Raw genomic sequence first — 16,456 nt, 5'->3', positions numbered from 1 at the left:
TGCCTGCGTGCCTGCGTGCCTGCGTGCCTGCGTGCCTGCGTGCCTGCGTGCCTGCGTGCCTGCGTGCCTGCGTGCCTGCGGGATGATGCGCCGGCAATCCTTCACGCGACGGAACCGTCGTTCGGCCACGCTGCCACGCGCGACGATCGTCAGCCGGCAGCCGATCCCGCTTCGCCCGCCAGCCCCGCGATCCGTTCACGCAGCCGCGGGGCGACGAAATCGAGGAACGCGCGCAGCTTCAGCGGCATCGGCGCCTGCCCCTTGTGCACGAGGCTGACCGGCAGCGGCCGCGATTCGAACGCATCGAGCACCACGTCGAGCGCGCGATCGCGCACGGCCTGCGCGACCTGGTACGACAGCACGCGAATCAGCCCGACGCCGAGCACGGCGGCATCGATGGCCGCCTCGGCCGTGTTCACCGCGAAGCGCGAATGCACGGGCACCGTCAGTTCGCCCTTCTCGCCGTCGAACACCCACGCGCGCCGCGACGCCAGCACCTCGAACGTGATGCATTCATGCTGCGCCAGATCGGCCGGCCCGACGGGCACGCCGTGCGCCGCGAGGTACGCGGGGCTCGCGCAGACCACGCGACGCACGCTGCCGACGCGCGTGGCCATGAAACTGCTGTCGGGCAGTTCGCCGATCCGCAGCGCGACGTCGATCTGCTCTTCCATCAGGTGGGTGACGCGATCCGTCAGCACCAGGCGCACGTCGATCTCGGGATAGCGGGCAAGGAACGCGGCCACCACCGGCACGACATGCAGGCGCCCGAACACGATCGGCGCGGTGACGATCAGCTCGCCGCGCGGCGCCGCGTATTCGCCGGTGGCCGCGCGCTCGGTTTCCGCGATGTCGTCGAGGATGCGCCGGCAACCGGCGACATAGGACTCGCCCGCCTCGGTCAGCGACAGTTGCCGCGTCGTGCGATGCAGCAGCCGCGTGTTCAGGTAGGACTCGAGGTCCGCGATCTTGCGGCTCACGGTCGCCAGCGGGATGTCGAGCCGGCGCGCGGCGGCCGACATGCTGCCGGCGTCGACCACCGCCACCAGCAGGGACATCGACTCGAGACGATTCATGTTGCCTCTCGAATTCCGGAAAGATGATTCCAGATTCTGGTGGATTATCTTTCCCGGTGCAAGACGATACGCTCGTTTCACGTCGTCCCGCCGGCCGCGCATCCGCTGCCTGAGGTGACGGATCGCCATGAAAGGAGCCCGCCATGAATGAATTTCCCGTCGCATCCGGCATGCCGCCCGTCGCGGCCGCCGCGCCGCCCGCCGCCGCGTCGCGCGGCAAGATCGTCGCGATGGCCGCCATCGCCGGCGCGGTCGTGACCAACATCTACTGCACGCAGCCGATCCTGCCGCTGATCGCGCGGGACCTGGGCGCCGCCCCGGCGACGGCCGACCTGGTGGCCGGCGCGGCGCTGCTCGGTTTCGCAACCGGGCTCGCGCTGCTGCTGCCGCTCGGCGACCGCTACGACCGGCGCAAGCTGGTGCTCGGCCAGATCGCGCTGGCCTTCGCGTTCGCGGTGGCCTCCGCGCTCGCGCCGGGCGTGTGGGCGCTGATCGGCGCCGCATTCGGGCTCGGCGTGGTGAGCTGCGTGCCGCAGCAACTGGTGCCGTTCGCCGCCGTGATGTCGGCGCCCCACGAACGCGGGCGCAACGTCGGCACGGTGGTCACCGGCATCATGGTCGGCATCCTGCTCGGCCGCGCGGTGAGCGGCCTGATCGCCGCGCACGCCGGCTGGCGCGCGGTGTACGGCGCCGAAGCCGCCGCGATGGTGCCGGTCGGCATCGCCGCCGCGTGGCTGCTGCCGCGCGGCGTACCGACCACCGCGCTGTCCTACGGCCGGCTGCTCGCGTCACTCTGGACGCTGGCGCGCGCACACCGCCCGATCCGCGAGTCGATGATCGTGCAGGCGCTGCTGTGGGCCGCGTTCAACGCGTTCTGGGTCAATCTCGCGGCCTTGCTCGCCGACGGCCCGTGGCACCTCGGCAGCGCGTGGGCCGGCGGCTTCGGGCTGATCGGCGCGGCCGGCGCACTCGCCGCCACGATCGGCGGCCGGGCGTCGGACCGGATCGGCACGCGGCGCGTGATCGGGCTGGGTATCGCGATCGTGACGGTCTCCTACCTGATCCTGGCCGGCGCCGGCAGCTCGCTCGCGCTGCTGGTGGCCGGCGTGGTGGTGCTCGACATCGGGGTGCAGGCCGGCCTCGTCGCAAACCAGACGCGTGCGTTCGCCGCCGATCCGAAGGCACAGGGCCGCATCAACAGCCTCTACATGACCGCGACCTTCGTCGGCGGCGCGCTCGGCGCGATCGTCAGCGGCGCGCTGATGGCGCGCTTCGGCTGGCACGGCGTGGTCGCATTCGGCATCGCGGCCGGGCTCGCCGCCGCGCTCGTGCATCGCTGCCTGGGGCGGCGCTGAGCCGGCGCCCGTCATGATCGACGTCACGCGCGCCCACAAGGCGCTCGCGCATCCGTTCCGGCGGGAAGTGCTGCACTGGCTGAAGGCGCCGGACACATTCGCCGGCGCCGTGCGCCTCCACGCGGGCGACGGCGTGCCGCTGTCGGCGATCGTGGCGCGCAGCGGGCTGTCGCAATCGACCGTGTCGGCGCATATCGCGCTGCTGCGCGACGCGGGCCTGGTCGTCGAGACGCCGGTCGGCCAGTGGCGCTTCGTCGCCCGCAACGCGCCGGCCATCGCCGCATTCGTCGCGCAAATCGCCCGCGAGCTCTGACCCGGGCCGCGACACGAGGGCGCTGCGCCCGCGCAGGCGGGCGCTGGCACACCTCCGTCGTTCGCAGCGCACGCACGCCGCACGGACCTCCGTCGGCGTTTTTTTGTGCGCTTTCCCTCTCGAATTTCGGGAGGATGATTCTCGATCAACACCCATTATCTGCAAATCACGAAGGATGTATCGTGCTTTCACGGTCGCCGCTTCATCCCCGCGCGCCTCCAAACCCAAGCAATCCGAACCGAATCGAAGCGATCCCCATCATGAACACCGTCTCCTTGCCGGTCGCCGCGACGACACCCCCGCCGGCCGGCGCCGCCACCCGGCCAGCCCTGACGCCACGCCTCGCGACCGGCCTCGCCGGCATGCTGCTCGCATCGCTGCTGGCCATTCTCAACGAGCAGGTCACCGCCGCCGCGATGGCCGACATCCGTGGCGCCTTCTCGATCGGGCACGACGACGGCAGCTGGCTCACCGCGCTGTTCGAAGCGGCCAACGTCGCGACCATGGTGTTCGCACCGTGGTTCGGCATCACCTTCACGCTGAAGCGCTTCACGATCGGCGCGGTACTGGCGACCCTGCTGCTGGGCGTGCTGTGCCCGTTCGCGCCGGGCTTCGCCACGCTGACGGCGCTGCGCGTGCTGCAGGGCATCGCGGGCGGCTGCCTGCCGCCGATGCTGATCATCGCGGCGCTGCGCTACCTGCCGCCCAGGACGAAGCTGTACGGGCTGGCCGGCTACGCGATGACGGCGACCTTCGGGCCCGCGCTCGGCACGCCGCTCGCCGCGCTGTGGACCGAGTTCGTCGACTGGCGGCTGGCCTTCTGGCAGATCGTGCCGCTCGGCATCGCGTGCTGCGCGGCAATCGGCTACGGCCTGCCTGCCGATACGCCGAAACCCGAACGGCTGCGCGCATTCAACTGGTCCGGATTCCTCACCGGTTTCCCCGCCGTGGCGATGCTCGTCGTCGCGCTGTTGCAGGCCGACCGCCTCGACGGTTTCGAGTCGCCCGCGATCCGCATGCTGACGGGCGGCGGCCTGGTGCTGCTCGCGGCCTTCCTCGTCAACGAATGGTTTCATCCGCTGCCGTTCTTCAGGCTGCAACTGCTCGCGCGCCGCAACTTCACGCACGGCCTGCTCACGCTGGCCGGCGCGGTGATCCTGCTGACCGCGGTGACCGCGATACCGGGCCGCTATCTGGCCGCCGTGCACGGCTACCGGCCGCTGCAGGCTGCCCCGCTCGCGCTGCTGGTGGCGCTTCCGCTGCTGCTGAGCCTGCCGCTGACGGCCGCGCTCCTGAACCTGCGGCGCGTCGATTCGCGCTGGGTGCTCGCGACCGGCTGCGTGCTGATGGCCGCCACCTGCGCGGCCGGCAGCCGGCTGACGGCCGAGTGGATCCGCGACGACTTCTACTGGCTCCAGTCGCTGCAGATCGCCGCGCAACCGATGCTGATCCTGCCGATCCTGATGGGCGTCACCACGGGCCTGCCGCCCGCCGAAGGGCCGTTCGCGTCGGCGATGTTCAATTCGCTGAAGACCTTTTCCGCCGCGCTGGCCGCCTGCCTGCTCGACACGCTGGGCACGGCCCGCGAGCACCTGCATTCGAACCGGCTGGTGGATCAGCTCGGCAACCGCGCGCCGTCGGGCGGCGGCGACCTGCTCGAGCGCGCCACGGGCCTCGCGCCGCTCGCGCACCGGCTGCACGAGCAGGCGCTGGTGCTGGCCTCGGCCGACCTGTACCGGCTGGCCGCCGGTGTCGCCCTTGCCCTGCTGCTGCTCGTGCCGCTGCTGCCGGTGCGGATCGCACCGCCGTGGGCCCCGCAACCCCCTTCCTCGCACTGAGAAACGATCGCCATGTCATCCGCCATCTCCTCCAAGCACAAGACGCTTGCCGCCGCCGCGCTCGTGATCGCCGTCGGCGTCGCGGCCTGCGCCGGCACGCACCATCTCATCGGTTCGCATGCCGAATCGACCGACGACGCATACGTCGCGGCCGACTTCACGCTGGTTTCCCCCCGCGTCGCCGGGCCGCTCGTCGAGGTGCTCGTCGACGACAACCAGTCCGTGCGGGCCGGCCAGCTGCTGCTGCGCATCGACGACCGCGACTTCCGCGCCGCGCTGGCGAGCGCGCAGGCCGATGTCGAAGCCGCCCGCGCGGCGGTGGCCAACGACGAGGCCGAGATCGCGCGGCAGCCGGCGCTGGTCGGGCAGGCGCGCGCCGTGCTGCGCGCCGACGATGCGGCGGTGCAGTTCGCGCAGGCCAACGACGTGCGCTACCGCGACCTGGCCGACACCGGCGCCGGCACCGCGCAGGAGCAGCAACGCGCGGGCAGCACCCTGGCCGCGCAGTTGGCGAAACGCGCCGGCGACGCGGCCGCGCTGGCGGCGATCGGCCAGAACCTCGACGTGCTGCGCGCCCGGCGCGACCAGGCGCACGGCGCGCTGGCCCGCGCCGAGGCCGCGCTCGACCAGGCGAAGCTGAACCTGTCCTATACGGAGGTGCGGGCGCCGGTCGACGGCAAGGTGGGCCGCCGCACCGCGCGGGTCGGCGCCTTCGTTGCGCCCGGTGCGCCGCTGCTCGCGATCGTGCCGCTCGCCGATGCGTACGTGATCGCGAATTTCCAGGAGAACCAGATCGGCGCGATGCAGCCGGGCGACATTGCGCACATCCGCGTCGACAGCCTGCCGGGCGTGAGCATCGCGGGCCACGTCGCGAGCCTCGCGCCGGCCACCGGCGTCAGCTTCGCGCCGATCGCGCCCGACAACGCGACCGGCAATTTCACCAAGGTCGTGCAGCGCGTGCCGGTCAAGATCGCACTCGACGCGCCGCACGGGCAGGCCGCCGCGCTGAGCGTGGGGCTGTCCGTCGAAGCCAGCGTCGACACCGGCGCGCACCGCCCGAACGCGAACGACACGGAGGCACGGCGATGAACCCGATCCGCTTACTTTGCGCGGCGCTGCCGCCGCTGCTCGCCGGCGCCGTGCTGACGGCCTGCACGATGGGCCCGAACTTCGAGGCGCCGGTGACCGGCGTGCCGCCCGTGTTCGACCGTACGCAGACGCTGCGCGACACGAGCCAACCGGTCGAGGCTGCCTTCAGGGCCGACTGGTGGACCCTGTTCGACGATCCGGTGCTGGATGCGCTCGAACAGCGCCTGGCCGATGCCAACCTCGACGTGGCGGCCGCCTCGGCGCGGCTGCAGCAAAGCCGCGCCGAACGGCGCGTCGCCGGGGCGGCCGAGCTGCCGACGCTCGGCGCCGCCGGCTCGTATGCGCGCGAGCGCGGCAGCGAGAACGGCATCCTGTCGCTGCTGGGCGTCACGCCGGGCGCGGCACCCGTGCAATCGGCGTCGGGCGATGCGCCGTTCGGCGTGGCCGCCGTGCCCGGCTCGTCGGGCTCGCCCGCCTACAACCTGTACCAGGCCGGCTTCGACGCTTCGTGGGAACTCGATCTCTGGGGCCGCGTGCGGCGCGGCGTCGAGGCGGCCGATGCGCTGACGCAGGCATCGTACGAAGCGCGTAACGCGGTGCTGCTGTCGGCCCGCGCGGAACTCGCCCGCGACTACCTCGAATTGCGCGACGCGCAAGCGCAGCTGCAGATCGCGCAACGCAACCTCGCGATCGCGCGCGACCTGGAAGCGCTCACGCAAATCCGCCGCAGGGACGGCGTGACGACCGACCTCGACGTCGCCAATGCGGCCGCGCAGGTGGCGTCCATCGAAAGCCGGCTGCCGCCGCTCGAATCGCGCCGCGACACCCGCATCAACGCAATCGGCGTGCTGCTCGCGCAACCGCCTGGCGCGCTGGCCCCGATCCTCGGCGCGCCGCATCCGGTGCCCGCGCTCCCGGCCAGCGTGCCGGTGGGCTTTCCGTCGGAACTCGCGCAGCGCCGGCCCGACATCCGCCAGGCCGAAGCGCGGCTGCACGCAGCCACCGCCGCCATCGGCATGGCGCAGGCCGACTTCTATCCGCGCATCACGCTGAACGGGAGCGCCGGTTTCCAGAGCCTCCAGCTGTCGAGTCTCGCGAACTGGGCGTCGGGACAATTCGTGGCGGGGCCGTCGATCACGCTGCCGATCTTCGAGGGCGGACGCCTGACGGGCATGTTGAACCTGCGCCGGGCCCAGCAGCAGGAAGCCGCGATCGCGTATCGGCGCACCGTGCTCGAAGCATGGCGCGAAGTGGACGATGCGCTGCTGGCCTATCACGCCGAGCAGCAGCGTCACGAGCGGCTCGTCGCGGTCGCGGCGCTGAACCGGCGCGCGCTGGCGATCGCCCAGCAGCAGTACCGGGCCGGTGCGGCGGATTATCTCGACGTGCTGAACGCGCAGCGGCAGCTGTTCGACGCACAAGGCCGGCAGGAAGCCAGCGAGGCCGACGCGGCGATGCATCTCGTGTCGCTGTGCAAGGCGCTCGGCGGCGGCTGGGAGACGCGTTTCGGCCACGGGTGAGCGCCGGCCGCCGCATCGCGTTGCGGGCCGGCCTGCGCCGGCGCCTCTTCCCCCCGCGCCGCGGCACCGGCACAATGCCCGTCATGCTCCAGGACAACACCTTCGTCTATCCGTCCGCCGGCCTCGCCGGCCGCCTCGCCAACCGGCTCGTCGCGAGCCGGCCGCTGCTGCGCGCACGCCGCGCGCTGCTGTCGCGCCTGCCATTCCTGCAGCTCGCGAGCGACGTCGAAAACGTCGTGTATTGCACGTGGCTCGTCGATGTCGCGGCCGTCGCGCATCTGGTGCCGCCGGGCATCACGCTCGCGAGCCGCGACGGCCGCACGCCGTTCACGATCCTGACCTACGCGCACCGTCATTTCGGCCCGCGCGTCGCGGGCCCGCTGCGGCGCGTGTTCCCGTCGCCGCTGCAAAGCAACTGGCGGCTCTACGTCGACACGCTGCCGGGCGGCGTACCGGCCGACAGCACGGTGCTGTTCGTGAAGAACGTGTTCGATCATCCGCTCTATGCGCTCGGCAGCCGGCTTTTCAGCGACGCGCTGCCGTCGCATCTCGCCGGGCATTTCACGCACGCGGCGCGTGACGGGCACTATCGCACGCGGCTGTCCGGCGGCGGCGGCAGCGCGCCCGATTTCAGCTGCACGGTGGCGGTGTCGGACGACCGGACGTTGCCGGCCGCGTTCGCCGCGTTCTTCGGGAGCTGGCGCGACGCCGTCGCGACCCTGTCGCTGCAGCACGCCGCCGTCGCGCACGTCGACGACTGCGGCCGGCTCGCCCATGCGTCGATCGAACTGCCGATCGACCTCGACGCCGTCCGGCCGCTGAAGCCGGCCGAGCCGGTCGGCGGCGGCGCGTTCCTCGCCCGCATCGGCGCGACCGGCGAGCCGTTGTGCTTCGTCGTGCCGGATGTCGCGTTCCGTGTGCTGTCGGAGCGGCTGCTGTAGCGCCTGCAGCGCCGCGTTCAACCCGTGCGCCGTACGGCCGCGGGCTCGCTCCCCTCGCCCGCTTCCGCCAGCCGCCCCACATAGTCGCGCACGAACTGCGCGGCAATCCGTCCCGAACGCGCGCCGCGCTCGAGCGCCCACTGCAGCGCCGGTTCGCGCGCCGCATGAATCCGCTCCGCATCGAACCCGGCTTCGCCGAGCCGGCTCTCGACGACGGCCAGGTAATCGTCCTGCGTGAACCCGTAGAACGTCACCCAGATCCCGAAACGCTCGGACAGCGAGATCCGCTCCTCGACCGCGTCGCCCGGATGCAGCTCGCCGTTCTCCGCGCGCGACACGTTCGCGTTGTCGCTCGCCTGCTCGGGCATCAGGTGCCGGCGATTGGACGTCGCATACACGAGCACGTTCGACAGGTCGCTCGCGACCGAGCCGTCGAGCACCGTCTTCAGCGCCTTGTAGCCGGTCTCGCCCGCCTCGAACGACAGGTCGTCGCAGAACACGATGTACCGTTCGGGCCGTGCGCGCACCAGCTCGACGATCGCCGGCAGATCGCCCAGCTGCTCCTTGCCGACCTCGATCAGCCGCAGCCCCTGCGCCGCGAACGCATGCAGGCAGGCCTTCACGAGCGACGACTTCCCGGTGCCGCGCGCGCCGGTCAGCAGCACGTGATTGGCCGCGCCGCCGCGCACGAACTGGCGCGTGTTCCGTTCGACGATCGCCGCCTGCCGGTCGACGTTGCGCAGCGCATCGAACGCGATGAGCGCGGGCGCCTTGACCGGTTCGAGCGGCGCGGCGCGATCCGCGCCGTCGAAGCCGCGCCAGCGGAACGCGACGGCCGCGTCGAAATCGACGGCCGCCGGCCGACGGGTGCCCGCCAGCGCCTCGAGCGCGGTCGCGATCCGTTCGAGCTGGTGCGCGATGGCCGGCATGTCGGCCGGTGCACGCCCGTCCGGCAGCGCGGCCATCAGGTTCTGGATGTCGCGATCGCCGCTCATTGCCGGGCCCCCTGCGACGACGCACTCGCCTGGAACGGAAACCGCTGCGCGATCGCCACGCCGGCAAGCGCGACGCCGCCGCCGATCAGGTGATACAGCCGCAGCGACTCGCCGAGCAGCACGATCGCACCGCCGGCCGTCATCACCGGCAGCAGGTTCATGAACATCGCGCAGCGGCTCGGGCCGAGCAGCCGCACGCCCTGCATCCACAGATACGGCAGCACCACCGACGCGAGCACGCCGGCGTACAGGATCAGCGGCACGCTCGCGCGGGTCGGCCACGCGGCCTGCGCGGGCAGCCGCAGCAGCATCGGCGTCATGAACACTAGCGCGGCGAGCGCCTGCACATAGGTCGACTGCCACGCCGGCAGCGCACCGATGCGCCAGCGCTTGAGGAGCACGCCGTACAGCGCGTACGCGGCCGACGCGGCCAGCATCAGCAGGTCGCCCGGATGCACGCCGCGCGCGGCGATCGCCGCCGGGTGCCCCTCGGCGATCAGGTAGACGACGCCCGCGAGCGACAGCACCCCGCCGCCGAGCATGCCCGCGCCCGGCGGATCGCCGAGCAGCAGCGAGCTGAGCACCATCGTCATCAGCGGCACCAGCGCCGTGATGATCGCCATGTTGGTCGCGCTGGTCGTTTTCGCGGCCTCGTAGGACAGGCTCTGGAACAGCGCCATCGCGAGAAAGCCGAGCACCGCGAGCTTCGGCAGGTGCGCGACGAGCGCCGCGCGATTGCGCCACGCGGGGCGCAGCGTGAACACGCTCATCAGCGCGACCGCGAGCAGCAGCCGGTAGAACGTGATCGCCGACGGATCGATCGTCGATGCCGACAGCTTCGACACGACCACGTTGCCGGCCCACAGCGCGATCGCGCAGAAAGGAAACAGAAAAGGAGACTTGTTCATCGCATTTGACGGATTAATATCGTGACAGGGATCTGGCGTGGATGGGTACGCCATCGTGCCCGCCCGCCCAACTGCCTGTCTCACGCCAAAATGTCACGACTTGTCGCCAATCGGACACTCGAGTCCACCCCGCCCGGCGCGCACCTGCGCTTTGAATCGACGCCGATGCCCGTATCGGCGATGGCGGCGACGTACGCGCACGGCACCTCGATCGCGCCGCACCGCCATCGCCGCGCGCAACTGCTCTACGCGATCGAGGGCGTGATGCACGTGCAGTCCGAAGGCGCGTCGTGGGTCGTGCCGCCGACGCGCGGCGTCTGGCTCGAGGCCGGCCTCGACCACACGGTGCAGATGAGCGGCGACGTGCAGATGCGCACCGTGTTCGTCGAGCCCGGCGCGGTCGAGCACCTGCCGGCGCGAAGCTGCGTCGTCGAAGTGCATCCGCTGCTGCGCGAGCTGATCCTCGCCGCGGTCGACGTGCCGCTCGACTACGCGCCGGGCTCGCGTCACGACCACCTGATGCACCTGCTGCTCGCCGAGGTGACGGTCGCGCCGCTGCTGCCGCTGTACCTGCCGTGGCCGCACGACGCGCGGCTGCGCACGATCTGCGACGCGCTCGTCGCCGCGCCCGACGATCCGCGCACGATCGCCGAATGGGCCGACCTGCTCGGCCTGTCGGTCCGCACGCTGCATCGCGCGTTCCGGCGCGAGACGGGGCTCAGCTTCCGCCGCTGGCGCGAACAGGCGCGGCTGCTGCTCGCACTCAAGCGCCTCGCGCACGGGGAGAAGGTGCTGACCGTCGCGATGGATCACGGCTACAGCAGCCAGAGCGCGTTCTCCGCGATGTTCAAGCGGCACTTCGGCGTATCGCCGTCGGCGTTCTACGCGTAGCGCGGGCGCGTGGCCGCCTCGGCCGCCGCGGGCATCGCAAGCGATAGAATCCCGCCCATGAACACGCTCAGCCCGCGCCGCTTGCCGGCATCGATGCACGCATCCCGGCCCATGCAGGCCTTCACGTGGGACCACGCGCCGATCGTCGACGCGTGCCCCGTTCAGGCAGCCGGCGGCCATCTGCTCGTGTTGACGGCGGACGGCGCGCTGCACGGCGTCGACCTCGATACCGGGCGCCGCACGGCGCGCTGCACGGTGGCGCTGCCGCCGCTCCCGCCCGCCGCAGACAACGGCGCGTTCGGCGCGCCCGCCTATCGGCTGCACGCCGCGCCCGACGGCCGATACGCGGCGATCGTGACCGACTACGGACGGCACGGGCTCGTCGTCGACACCGCCACCGGCGCGCCGACGATGCAGCTCGACGGCGGCGACTACTACGGCCATACCGTCCCGTTCAGCGCGTGCTTCGTTCGCCATCGCGAGCGCACGATCTTCGTGCATCGCACCGCGTGGAACCGGCTCGACGCGGCCGATCCGGCCACCGGCGCGCGGCTGACCGCGCGCGAGATCGCCCCGCATGCGGACCACGGCCGGCCCGCGCACGCGCTCGACTACTTCCACGGCCGGCTCGTGCCGAGCCCCGACGGCAGCCGGCTGTTCGACGACGGGTGGGTCTGGCAGCCGCTCTCGATCCCGCGCGCGTGGTCGGTGACCGACTGGCTCGACGCCAATCCGTTCGAGAGCGAGGACGGAGACTCGGTGGTCAGGCTGACCTGTCGCGACGACTGGGATACGCCCGCATGCTGGATCGACAACCGGCACATCGCGTACTGGGGGCTCGCCGACTGGGACGAGGACGACTTCGCCGAAACCGGGCAAGGCCCCGGCGTGCGCATCCTGGATGCGACCGGCGCCCGGCAGTCGCCGGAACGGCGCGTGCCGATGGCGACCGAGCCCGACCGGATCCACGACCTGTTCAGCGACGGCGCGGCGCTGTACGTCGCGACGCCCGCCGGCACGACGATCTGGCGCCTGGACCCCGGTGCGCCGCCCGATCGGCTGCCGGGCTTCGTCGCGCGGCGGCACGACCCGGTGCGCGCCGCGCTGATCGCATTCGATGCCGGGACGATCGCCGAATGCCGCTTGCCCGCGCCGGCCGCGCACGCGCGATGACGCCCGGCGCTAGCGCGCCGCGATCGCCACGATGAACGACACGCAGGCGGCCGCCGACGCGATCGTGCGCACGTGATTCCACATCGTCCAGTCGTGCACGTAGCGCGCCCACAACGCCGCGCCCTGCACGGTCGACGCATCGGCCGCGGCGAGCGCATCGTTGAGCGGCACGTTAACGGCCATCGTCACCGCGAACATGCCGACCACGTACAGCATGCCGCCCGCGACCGCCGCCATCGCGCCCGGCCGGTCGCGATCGAACAGCGCGACCGCGACCAGCGCAAGCGCCATCAGCGTCGTGACGAGGAACAGCGGCATGAACGGCGAACGCACGATGTCGACGTTGATCGCGTTCATCGCGGCCATGCCCGCATGCGGCGCGATTCGCGCGAGCGACGTCATCACGAACGTCGAGAACGCGAAGTACACGCCGGCCATCAGCCCGCAGCCGACGGCGGAGCCCCACAGCAGGACCGAAAACGCGAGCGCGATCATGATCGTGCGCGCCACACGCCGGTCGCGGCGGTCGCGCGCGCGTAGTCGGCGAACCCGCGCGCCGGCCGCCCGAGCGTCTCCTCGATGCCGTGCGTCACCGCGCTGTTGCGTCCGTCGAGCACCGTGCCGAACAGCTCGTCGAGCAGCCCGACCACCGGCTCGGGCACGCCGGCCTCGCGCAAGCCCGCGACGAACGCATCGGCCGGTATCTCGCGATAGGCGACCGGCCGCCCGGCGGCCCGTGCGATTTCGCCGACGGCTTCGGCAAACGTCAGCGCGTACGGGCCCGTAGCCTCGATCACGCGGTTCGCGAACCGCGCGTCGGTGAGCGCGGCCACGGCCACGTCCGCGAGATCGTCCGCATCGACGAACGGCTCGCGCACCGCGCCGGCCGGCAGCGCGACCTCGCCCGCCAGCACGCTGTCGAGCAGATAGCCTTCGGAGAAGTTCTGGTCGAACCAGCTCGCACGCACGACACCCCATCCCGCGCCCGATGCCCGCAGCGCGGCCTCCGCCGCCTGCGCGCGCGGCTCGCCGCGCCCGGACAGCAGCACCACGCGCTCGACGCCGCTTTCACGCGCCAGCCGGGCGAATGCGGCGATCGCCTCCACCGCGCCCTCGACGGCGAGGTCGGGCTGGTAGGTCACGTACGCGGCCGACACGCCGTCGAGCGCGGCGGGCCAGGTGGCCCGCGCCGTCCAGTCGAAGCGGACGGGCGTCGTGCGCGACACCGGCCGGGTGGCGATGCCGCGCGCGCGCAGCCGGGCATCGACGCGGGCGCCCGTCTTGCCCGAAGCGCCGACGATGAGGATGGGAAGGGCCGACATGTGCGTCTCCTTTGATGAAAATACGAGAATGTCTCGCATTTGAAAAACACGATAGACTCTCGCATTAGCAACGTCAAGTTTTTCTGGAGGCAGCATGGGCCGACAAAAACCGGGGCAGGACGACGAGCCGGAAGCGGCGGCCGCCGACACGCCGGCGCGCGCGCGGCTCGTGCCGACCCAGCAGCGCAGCCGTGAACGGTTCGAACGCATCCTGGCATGCGCGTCGGAGGTGATGATCGAGAAGGGTTGCGACGCGTTCCGGATGAGCGACATCGTCGAACGCACGGGCATCTCGTTCGGTTCGCTGTACCAGTACTTTCCGGACAAGGCGGCCGTGATCGGCACGCTCGCGGAGCGCTACAACGCCGCCGGGCACGACTGCGTGCGGCGCGATCTCGCCGCGATGAAGACGCTCGACGACCTGCACGACACCCTTGCCCGCATCACGGACAGCTATTACCGGATGTTCGTCGACGAGCCGCTGATGCGCGACATCTGGCGGGCCACGCAGGCCGACCGTGCGCTGCAGGCGCTCGACCGGGAGGACGGGGAGTTTCTGGCGGGGTTGTTCGCGGATGCGCTGGAAGAGGTCGCGCCCGACACGACCCGCGCGCAACGCAGTGCATTCGCCGGGCTGATGATGATCCAGATCGCGGCGGCCGTGCGCCACGCGATCACGCTGCCGCCGAAGACGGCGCGGCAGATGCTGGCGATGTTCAAGCGGATGCTGCCGCGCGACCTGGGCGGGCTCGACGCCTAGCCGCGCCCGCCAATGCACGCGGCCGCCCGAAGGCGGCCGCGCGGGACGGCAACGTCTGCCGCTTACTTGCTGTAGTCGTACACGCCGCGCCCGGTCTTGCGCCCGAGCCTGCCCGCCGTCACCATCTCGCGCAGCAGCGGGCACGCGCGATACTTCGGATCGCCGAAGTCCTTCACGAACACGTCCATCACCGCGAGGCACACGTCGAGGCCGACGAGGTCGGCCAGCGCGAGCGGCCCGATCGGGTGGTTCGCGCCGAGCTTCATCCCCGCGTCGATCTCCTCCGCCGAGGCGATGCCTTCCGCGAGCACGAAGAACGCCTCGTTGATCATCGGCACGAGGATCCGGTTCACGACGAAGCCCGGCGAATTGCGCACGCCGATCGGCGACTTGTCGAAACGCTCGGTCAGCTCGCGCACCGCCGATGCGGTCGCATCGCTCGTCTGCAGCCCGCGGATGATCTCGACGAGCGGCATCAGCGGCACCGGGTTGAAGAAGTGCATGCCGACGAAGCGCGACGGATCGGCGAGCGGCGCGGCAAGCGCGGTGATCGAGATCGACGACGTGTTGGTCGCGATGATCGCGTCGGGCCGCGCGACGGCCTCGATCTGCTTCAGGATGCGGCCCTTCAGCTCGACGTTCTCGGTCGCGGCCTCGATCACGATATCGACCGCCGCGAGCTTCGCGTAATCGGTCGACGTCGTGATGCGCGCCAGCGCCGCATCGCGCGTGGCTGCGTCGAGCTTGTCCTTCGACACGAGCCGCTCGAGGCTGCCCTTCAGCGTCGCGACGCCCTTCTCGAGCGCGGCGTCGCTGACGTCGATCATCACGACGTTGAGTCCCGCAACGGCGGCGGTTTGCGCGATGCCGTTGCCCATGGTTCCGGCGCCCACGACGCCGACGATTTCGATGGCCATGAAATTTCCTGTGTGTTCGGGTGCTGAGCGTCGATTATCAGATGTTCTCGAAGATCGCCGCAATCCCCTGGCCGCCGCCGATACACATCGTCACGAGCGCGTAACGCCCGCCGATGCGCTTCAGTTCGTACAGCGCCTTGACCGTGATCAACGCGCCGGTCGCGCCGATCGGGTGACCGAGCGAGATGCCCGACCCGTTCGGGTTGACCTTCGCCGGATCGAGGCCGAGCTCCTGCGTGACCGCGCATGCCTGGGCGGCGAACGCCTCGTTCGCCTCGATCACGTCGAGATCGGTGATCTTCAGGCCCGCGCGTTCGAGCGCCTTCTGGGTGGCCGGCACGGGGCCGATGCCCATGTACGCCGGATCGACACCCGCGTGCGCATACGCGACGAGCCGTGCGAGCGGCTTCACGCCCTGCGCGCGCGCGGCGTCCGCGCTCATCATCAGCACGGCCGCGGCCGCGTCGTTGATGCCCGATGCGTTGCCGGCCGTCACCGTGCCGTTCTCCTTCTTGAACACCGGGCGCAGCTTCGTGAAATCGTCCGCGCTCGCGTCATGACGCACGTGCTCGTCGGTGTCGAACGCGACCTCGCCCTTCTTCGTGCGGATCGAGATCGGCAGGATCTGGTCCTTGAAGCGCCCTTCCGCGATCGCGCGCGCCGCGCGACGATGCGATTCGAGCGCCAGCGCGTCCTGCGCGTCGCGCGAGATGCCGTACTTCTCCGCGACGTTCTCGGCCGTCACGCCCATGTGGATCGTCTGGAACGGGTCGTGCAGCGCGCCGAGCATCATGTCGACGAGCTTGGCGTCGCCCATGCGCTGGCCGAAGCGCGCGGCCGGCACCGTGTAGGGCGCGCGGCTCATGTTCTCCGAGCCGCCGCCGATCGCGACGTCGGCGTCGCCGAGCATGATCGTCTGCGCGGCCGACACGATCGCCTGCAGGCCCGAACCGCACAGGCGGTTCACGGTCAGCGCGGGCGTGTGCTGCGCCACCCCGCCGTCGATCGCCGCGACGCGCGCGAGATACATGTCCCTCGGTTCGGTGTTCACGACGTGGCCGAACACCACATGCCCGACCGCATCGCCCGGCACGTTCGCGCGCGACAGCACTTCGCGCACGACCTTCGCGCCGAGGTCCGTCGGCGAGAAATCCTTCAGGCTGCCGCCGAAATCACCGATCGCGGTACGGACACCGCTCACCACCACGACTTCTTTCGCTGCATTGCTCATCGTCTCACTCCGGTTCGTTCGCGCCCGCAGGCGCGGGGATGCGTTGCGTTACATGTTCGGGTAATTCGGCCCGCCGCCGCCTTCCGGCGTGACCCACACGATGTTCTGGGTCGGGTCCTTGATGTCG

The 16,456-nt window shown here is 71.2% G+C and carries 17 protein-coding genes; 9 read left to right on the top strand and 8 right to left on the bottom strand.

Annotated features, from left to right (window positions below; translation table 11 throughout):
• Positions 1-149: 149 nt before the first annotated feature.
• The gene (locus GQ56_RS0137615; protein WP_031403544.1) at positions 150-1,076 is read right to left on the bottom strand and encodes a LysR family transcriptional regulator; all 927 of its coding nucleotides are present in this window, start codon (positions 1,074-1,076) and stop codon (positions 150-152) included.
• A gap of 143 nt (positions 1,077-1,219) precedes the next feature.
• Here GQ56_RS0137615 and GQ56_RS0137610 point away from each other — a divergent pair, with 143 nt between their 5' ends.
• The 6 genes from GQ56_RS0137610 to GQ56_RS0137585 all read left to right on the top strand — a co-directional run bounded on the left by GQ56_RS0137610 (position 1,220) and on the right by GQ56_RS0137585 (position 8,132).
• Complete coding sequence (locus GQ56_RS0137610) at positions 1,220-2,431, top strand: MFS transporter (protein ID WP_174923327.1); 1,212 nt, start codon at positions 1,220-1,222, stop codon at positions 2,429-2,431.
• Positions 2,432-2,444: 13 nt separating this feature from the next.
• Entirely contained in the window at positions 2,445-2,744 is a 300-nt protein-coding gene (locus tag GQ56_RS0137605; protein WP_031403542.1) for an ArsR/SmtB family transcription factor, read from the top strand.
• Between the two features lie 260 nt (positions 2,745-3,004).
• Positions 3,005-4,582: an MFS transporter gene (locus tag GQ56_RS0137600; RefSeq protein ID WP_031403541.1), complete on the top strand. Its 1,578-nt coding sequence runs from the start codon at positions 3,005-3,007 to the stop codon at positions 4,580-4,582.
• A gap of 12 nt (positions 4,583-4,594) precedes the next feature.
• A complete protein-coding gene (locus GQ56_RS0137595; protein ID WP_052007415.1) occupies positions 4,595-5,671 on the top strand; it encodes an HlyD family secretion protein in 1,077 nt (358 codons plus the stop codon).
• Positions 5,668-7,191: an efflux transporter outer membrane subunit gene (locus GQ56_RS0137590; protein ID WP_031403539.1), complete on the top strand. Its 1,524-nt coding sequence runs from the start codon at positions 5,668-5,670 to the stop codon at positions 7,189-7,191. Before GQ56_RS0137595 ends, GQ56_RS0137590 begins: the two co-directional genes overlap by 4 nt.
• A 74-nt stretch (positions 7,192-7,265) precedes the next feature.
• Positions 7,266-8,132 (top strand): DUF2071 domain-containing protein, encoded by an 867-nt coding sequence (locus GQ56_RS0137585; protein ID WP_031403538.1) that lies wholly within the window; start codon positions 7,266-7,268, stop codon positions 8,130-8,132.
• 17 nt (positions 8,133-8,149) lie between these two features.
• On the opposite strand, the gene GQ56_RS0137580 is transcribed toward GQ56_RS0137585, so the two are convergent.
• Positions 8,150-9,097 (bottom strand): ATP-binding protein, encoded by a 948-nt coding sequence (locus tag GQ56_RS0137580; protein ID WP_034199543.1) that lies wholly within the window; start codon positions 9,095-9,097, stop codon positions 8,150-8,152.
• Between the two features lie 26 nt (positions 9,098-9,123).
• Positions 9,124-10,035 (bottom strand): DMT family transporter, encoded by a 912-nt coding sequence (locus GQ56_RS0137575; protein WP_031403536.1) that lies wholly within the window; start codon positions 10,033-10,035, stop codon positions 9,124-9,126.
• A gap of 90 nt (positions 10,036-10,125) precedes the next feature.
• Here GQ56_RS0137575 and GQ56_RS0137570 point away from each other — a divergent pair, with 90 nt between their 5' ends.
• Positions 10,126-10,926, top strand: a complete 801-nt coding sequence (locus tag GQ56_RS0137570; protein WP_031403535.1) for an AraC family transcriptional regulator — start codon at positions 10,126-10,128, stop codon at positions 10,924-10,926.
• Positions 10,927-10,983: 57 nt separating this feature from the next.
• Positions 10,984-12,099: a hypothetical protein gene (locus GQ56_RS40315; protein WP_152601990.1), complete on the top strand. Its 1,116-nt coding sequence runs from the start codon at positions 10,984-10,986 to the stop codon at positions 12,097-12,099.
• Between the two features lie 9 nt (positions 12,100-12,108).
• Here GQ56_RS40315 and GQ56_RS0137555 read toward each other — a convergent pair whose 3' ends face one another.
• Together GQ56_RS0137555 and GQ56_RS0137550 are read right to left on the bottom strand one after the other, a co-directional pair.
• Positions 12,109-12,594, bottom strand: coding sequence for an anthrone oxygenase family protein (locus tag GQ56_RS0137555; protein WP_031403533.1), 486 nt, complete (start codon positions 12,592-12,594; stop codon positions 12,109-12,111).
• Positions 12,591-13,421, bottom strand: a complete 831-nt coding sequence (locus GQ56_RS0137550) for a Rossmann-fold NAD(P)-binding domain-containing protein (RefSeq protein WP_031403532.1) — start codon at positions 13,419-13,421, stop codon at positions 12,591-12,593. Before GQ56_RS0137550 ends, GQ56_RS0137555 begins: the two co-directional genes overlap by 4 nt.
• Before the next feature lie 94 nt (positions 13,422-13,515).
• Here GQ56_RS0137550 and GQ56_RS0137545 point away from each other — a divergent pair, with 94 nt between their 5' ends.
• A complete protein-coding gene (locus GQ56_RS0137545) occupies positions 13,516-14,181 on the top strand; it encodes a TetR family transcriptional regulator (protein ID WP_031403531.1) in 666 nt (221 codons plus the stop codon).
• Positions 14,182-14,243: 62 nt separating this feature from the next.
• Here the strand turns inward: GQ56_RS0137545 and GQ56_RS0137540 are convergent, their stop codons facing one another.
• The 3 genes from GQ56_RS0137540 to GQ56_RS47320 form a co-directional block, all read right to left on the bottom strand.
• Positions 14,244-15,098, bottom strand: a complete 855-nt coding sequence (locus tag GQ56_RS0137540; protein WP_031403530.1) for a 3-hydroxybutyryl-CoA dehydrogenase — start codon at positions 15,096-15,098, stop codon at positions 14,244-14,246.
• Positions 15,099-15,135: 37 nt separating this feature from the next.
• A complete protein-coding gene (gene bktB / locus GQ56_RS0137535) occupies positions 15,136-16,329 on the bottom strand; it encodes a beta-ketothiolase BktB (RefSeq protein ID WP_031403529.1) in 1,194 nt (397 codons plus the stop codon).
• Positions 16,330-16,377: 48 nt separating this feature from the next.
• A partial coding sequence (locus GQ56_RS47320) for a 4Fe-4S dicluster domain-containing protein (protein ID WP_148092509.1) occupies positions 16,378-16,456 on the bottom strand: 79 nt, incomplete at its 5' end.

Origin of the sequence: Burkholderia paludis (assembly GCF_000732615.1) — a bacterium.
In the GTDB taxonomy this organism is placed as follows: Bacteria; Pseudomonadota; Gammaproteobacteria; order Burkholderiales; family Burkholderiaceae; genus Burkholderia; species Burkholderia paludis.
Note: the sequence above shows the minus strand (reverse complement) of the source record. Positions and strands in the feature narration are given on the sequence as shown.

Excerpts from the sequence above, each read along its gene's own strand:
- GQ56_RS0137600 (WP_031403541.1), top strand. The coding sequence starts at position 3,005 with ATGAACACCGTCTCCTTGCCGGTCGCCGCGACGACACCCCCGCCGGCC.
- bktB (WP_031403529.1), bottom strand. The coding sequence starts at position 16,329 with ATGAGCAATGCAGCGAAAGAAGTCGTGGTGGTGAGCGGTGTCCGTACC.
- GQ56_RS0137570 (WP_031403535.1), top strand. The coding sequence starts at position 10,126 with ATGTCACGACTTGTCGCCAATCGGACACTCGAGTCCACCCCGCCCGGC.
- GQ56_RS0137550 (WP_031403532.1), bottom strand. The coding sequence starts at position 13,421 with ATGTCGGCCCTTCCCATCCTCATCGTCGGCGCTTCGGGCAAGACGGGC.
- GQ56_RS0137575 (WP_031403536.1), bottom strand. The coding sequence starts at position 10,035 with ATGAACAAGTCTCCTTTTCTGTTTCCTTTCTGCGCGATCGCGCTGTGG.
- GQ56_RS0137605 (WP_031403542.1), top strand. The coding sequence starts at position 2,445 with ATGATCGACGTCACGCGCGCCCACAAGGCGCTCGCGCATCCGTTCCGG.
- GQ56_RS0137615 (WP_031403544.1), bottom strand. The coding sequence starts at position 1,076 with ATGAATCGTCTCGAGTCGATGTCCCTGCTGGTGGCGGTGGTCGACGCC.
- GQ56_RS0137545 (WP_031403531.1), top strand. The coding sequence starts at position 13,516 with ATGGGCCGACAAAAACCGGGGCAGGACGACGAGCCGGAAGCGGCGGCC.
- GQ56_RS0137540 (WP_031403530.1), bottom strand. The coding sequence starts at position 15,098 with ATGGCCATCGAAATCGTCGGCGTCGTGGGCGCCGGAACCATGGGCAAC.
- GQ56_RS0137590 (WP_031403539.1), top strand. The coding sequence starts at position 5,668 with ATGAACCCGATCCGCTTACTTTGCGCGGCGCTGCCGCCGCTGCTCGCC.
- GQ56_RS40315 (WP_152601990.1), top strand. The coding sequence starts at position 10,984 with ATGAACACGCTCAGCCCGCGCCGCTTGCCGGCATCGATGCACGCATCC.
- GQ56_RS0137555 (WP_031403533.1), bottom strand. The coding sequence starts at position 12,594 with ATGATCGCGCTCGCGTTTTCGGTCCTGCTGTGGGGCTCCGCCGTCGGC.
- GQ56_RS0137610 (WP_174923327.1), top strand. The coding sequence starts at position 1,220 with ATGAATGAATTTCCCGTCGCATCCGGCATGCCGCCCGTCGCGGCCGCC.
- GQ56_RS0137595 (WP_052007415.1), top strand. The coding sequence starts at position 4,595 with ATGTCATCCGCCATCTCCTCCAAGCACAAGACGCTTGCCGCCGCCGCG.
- GQ56_RS0137585 (WP_031403538.1), top strand. The coding sequence starts at position 7,266 with ATGCCCGTCATGCTCCAGGACAACACCTTCGTCTATCCGTCCGCCGGC.
- GQ56_RS0137580 (WP_034199543.1), bottom strand. The coding sequence starts at position 9,097 with ATGGCCGCGCTGCCGGACGGGCGTGCACCGGCCGACATGCCGGCCATC.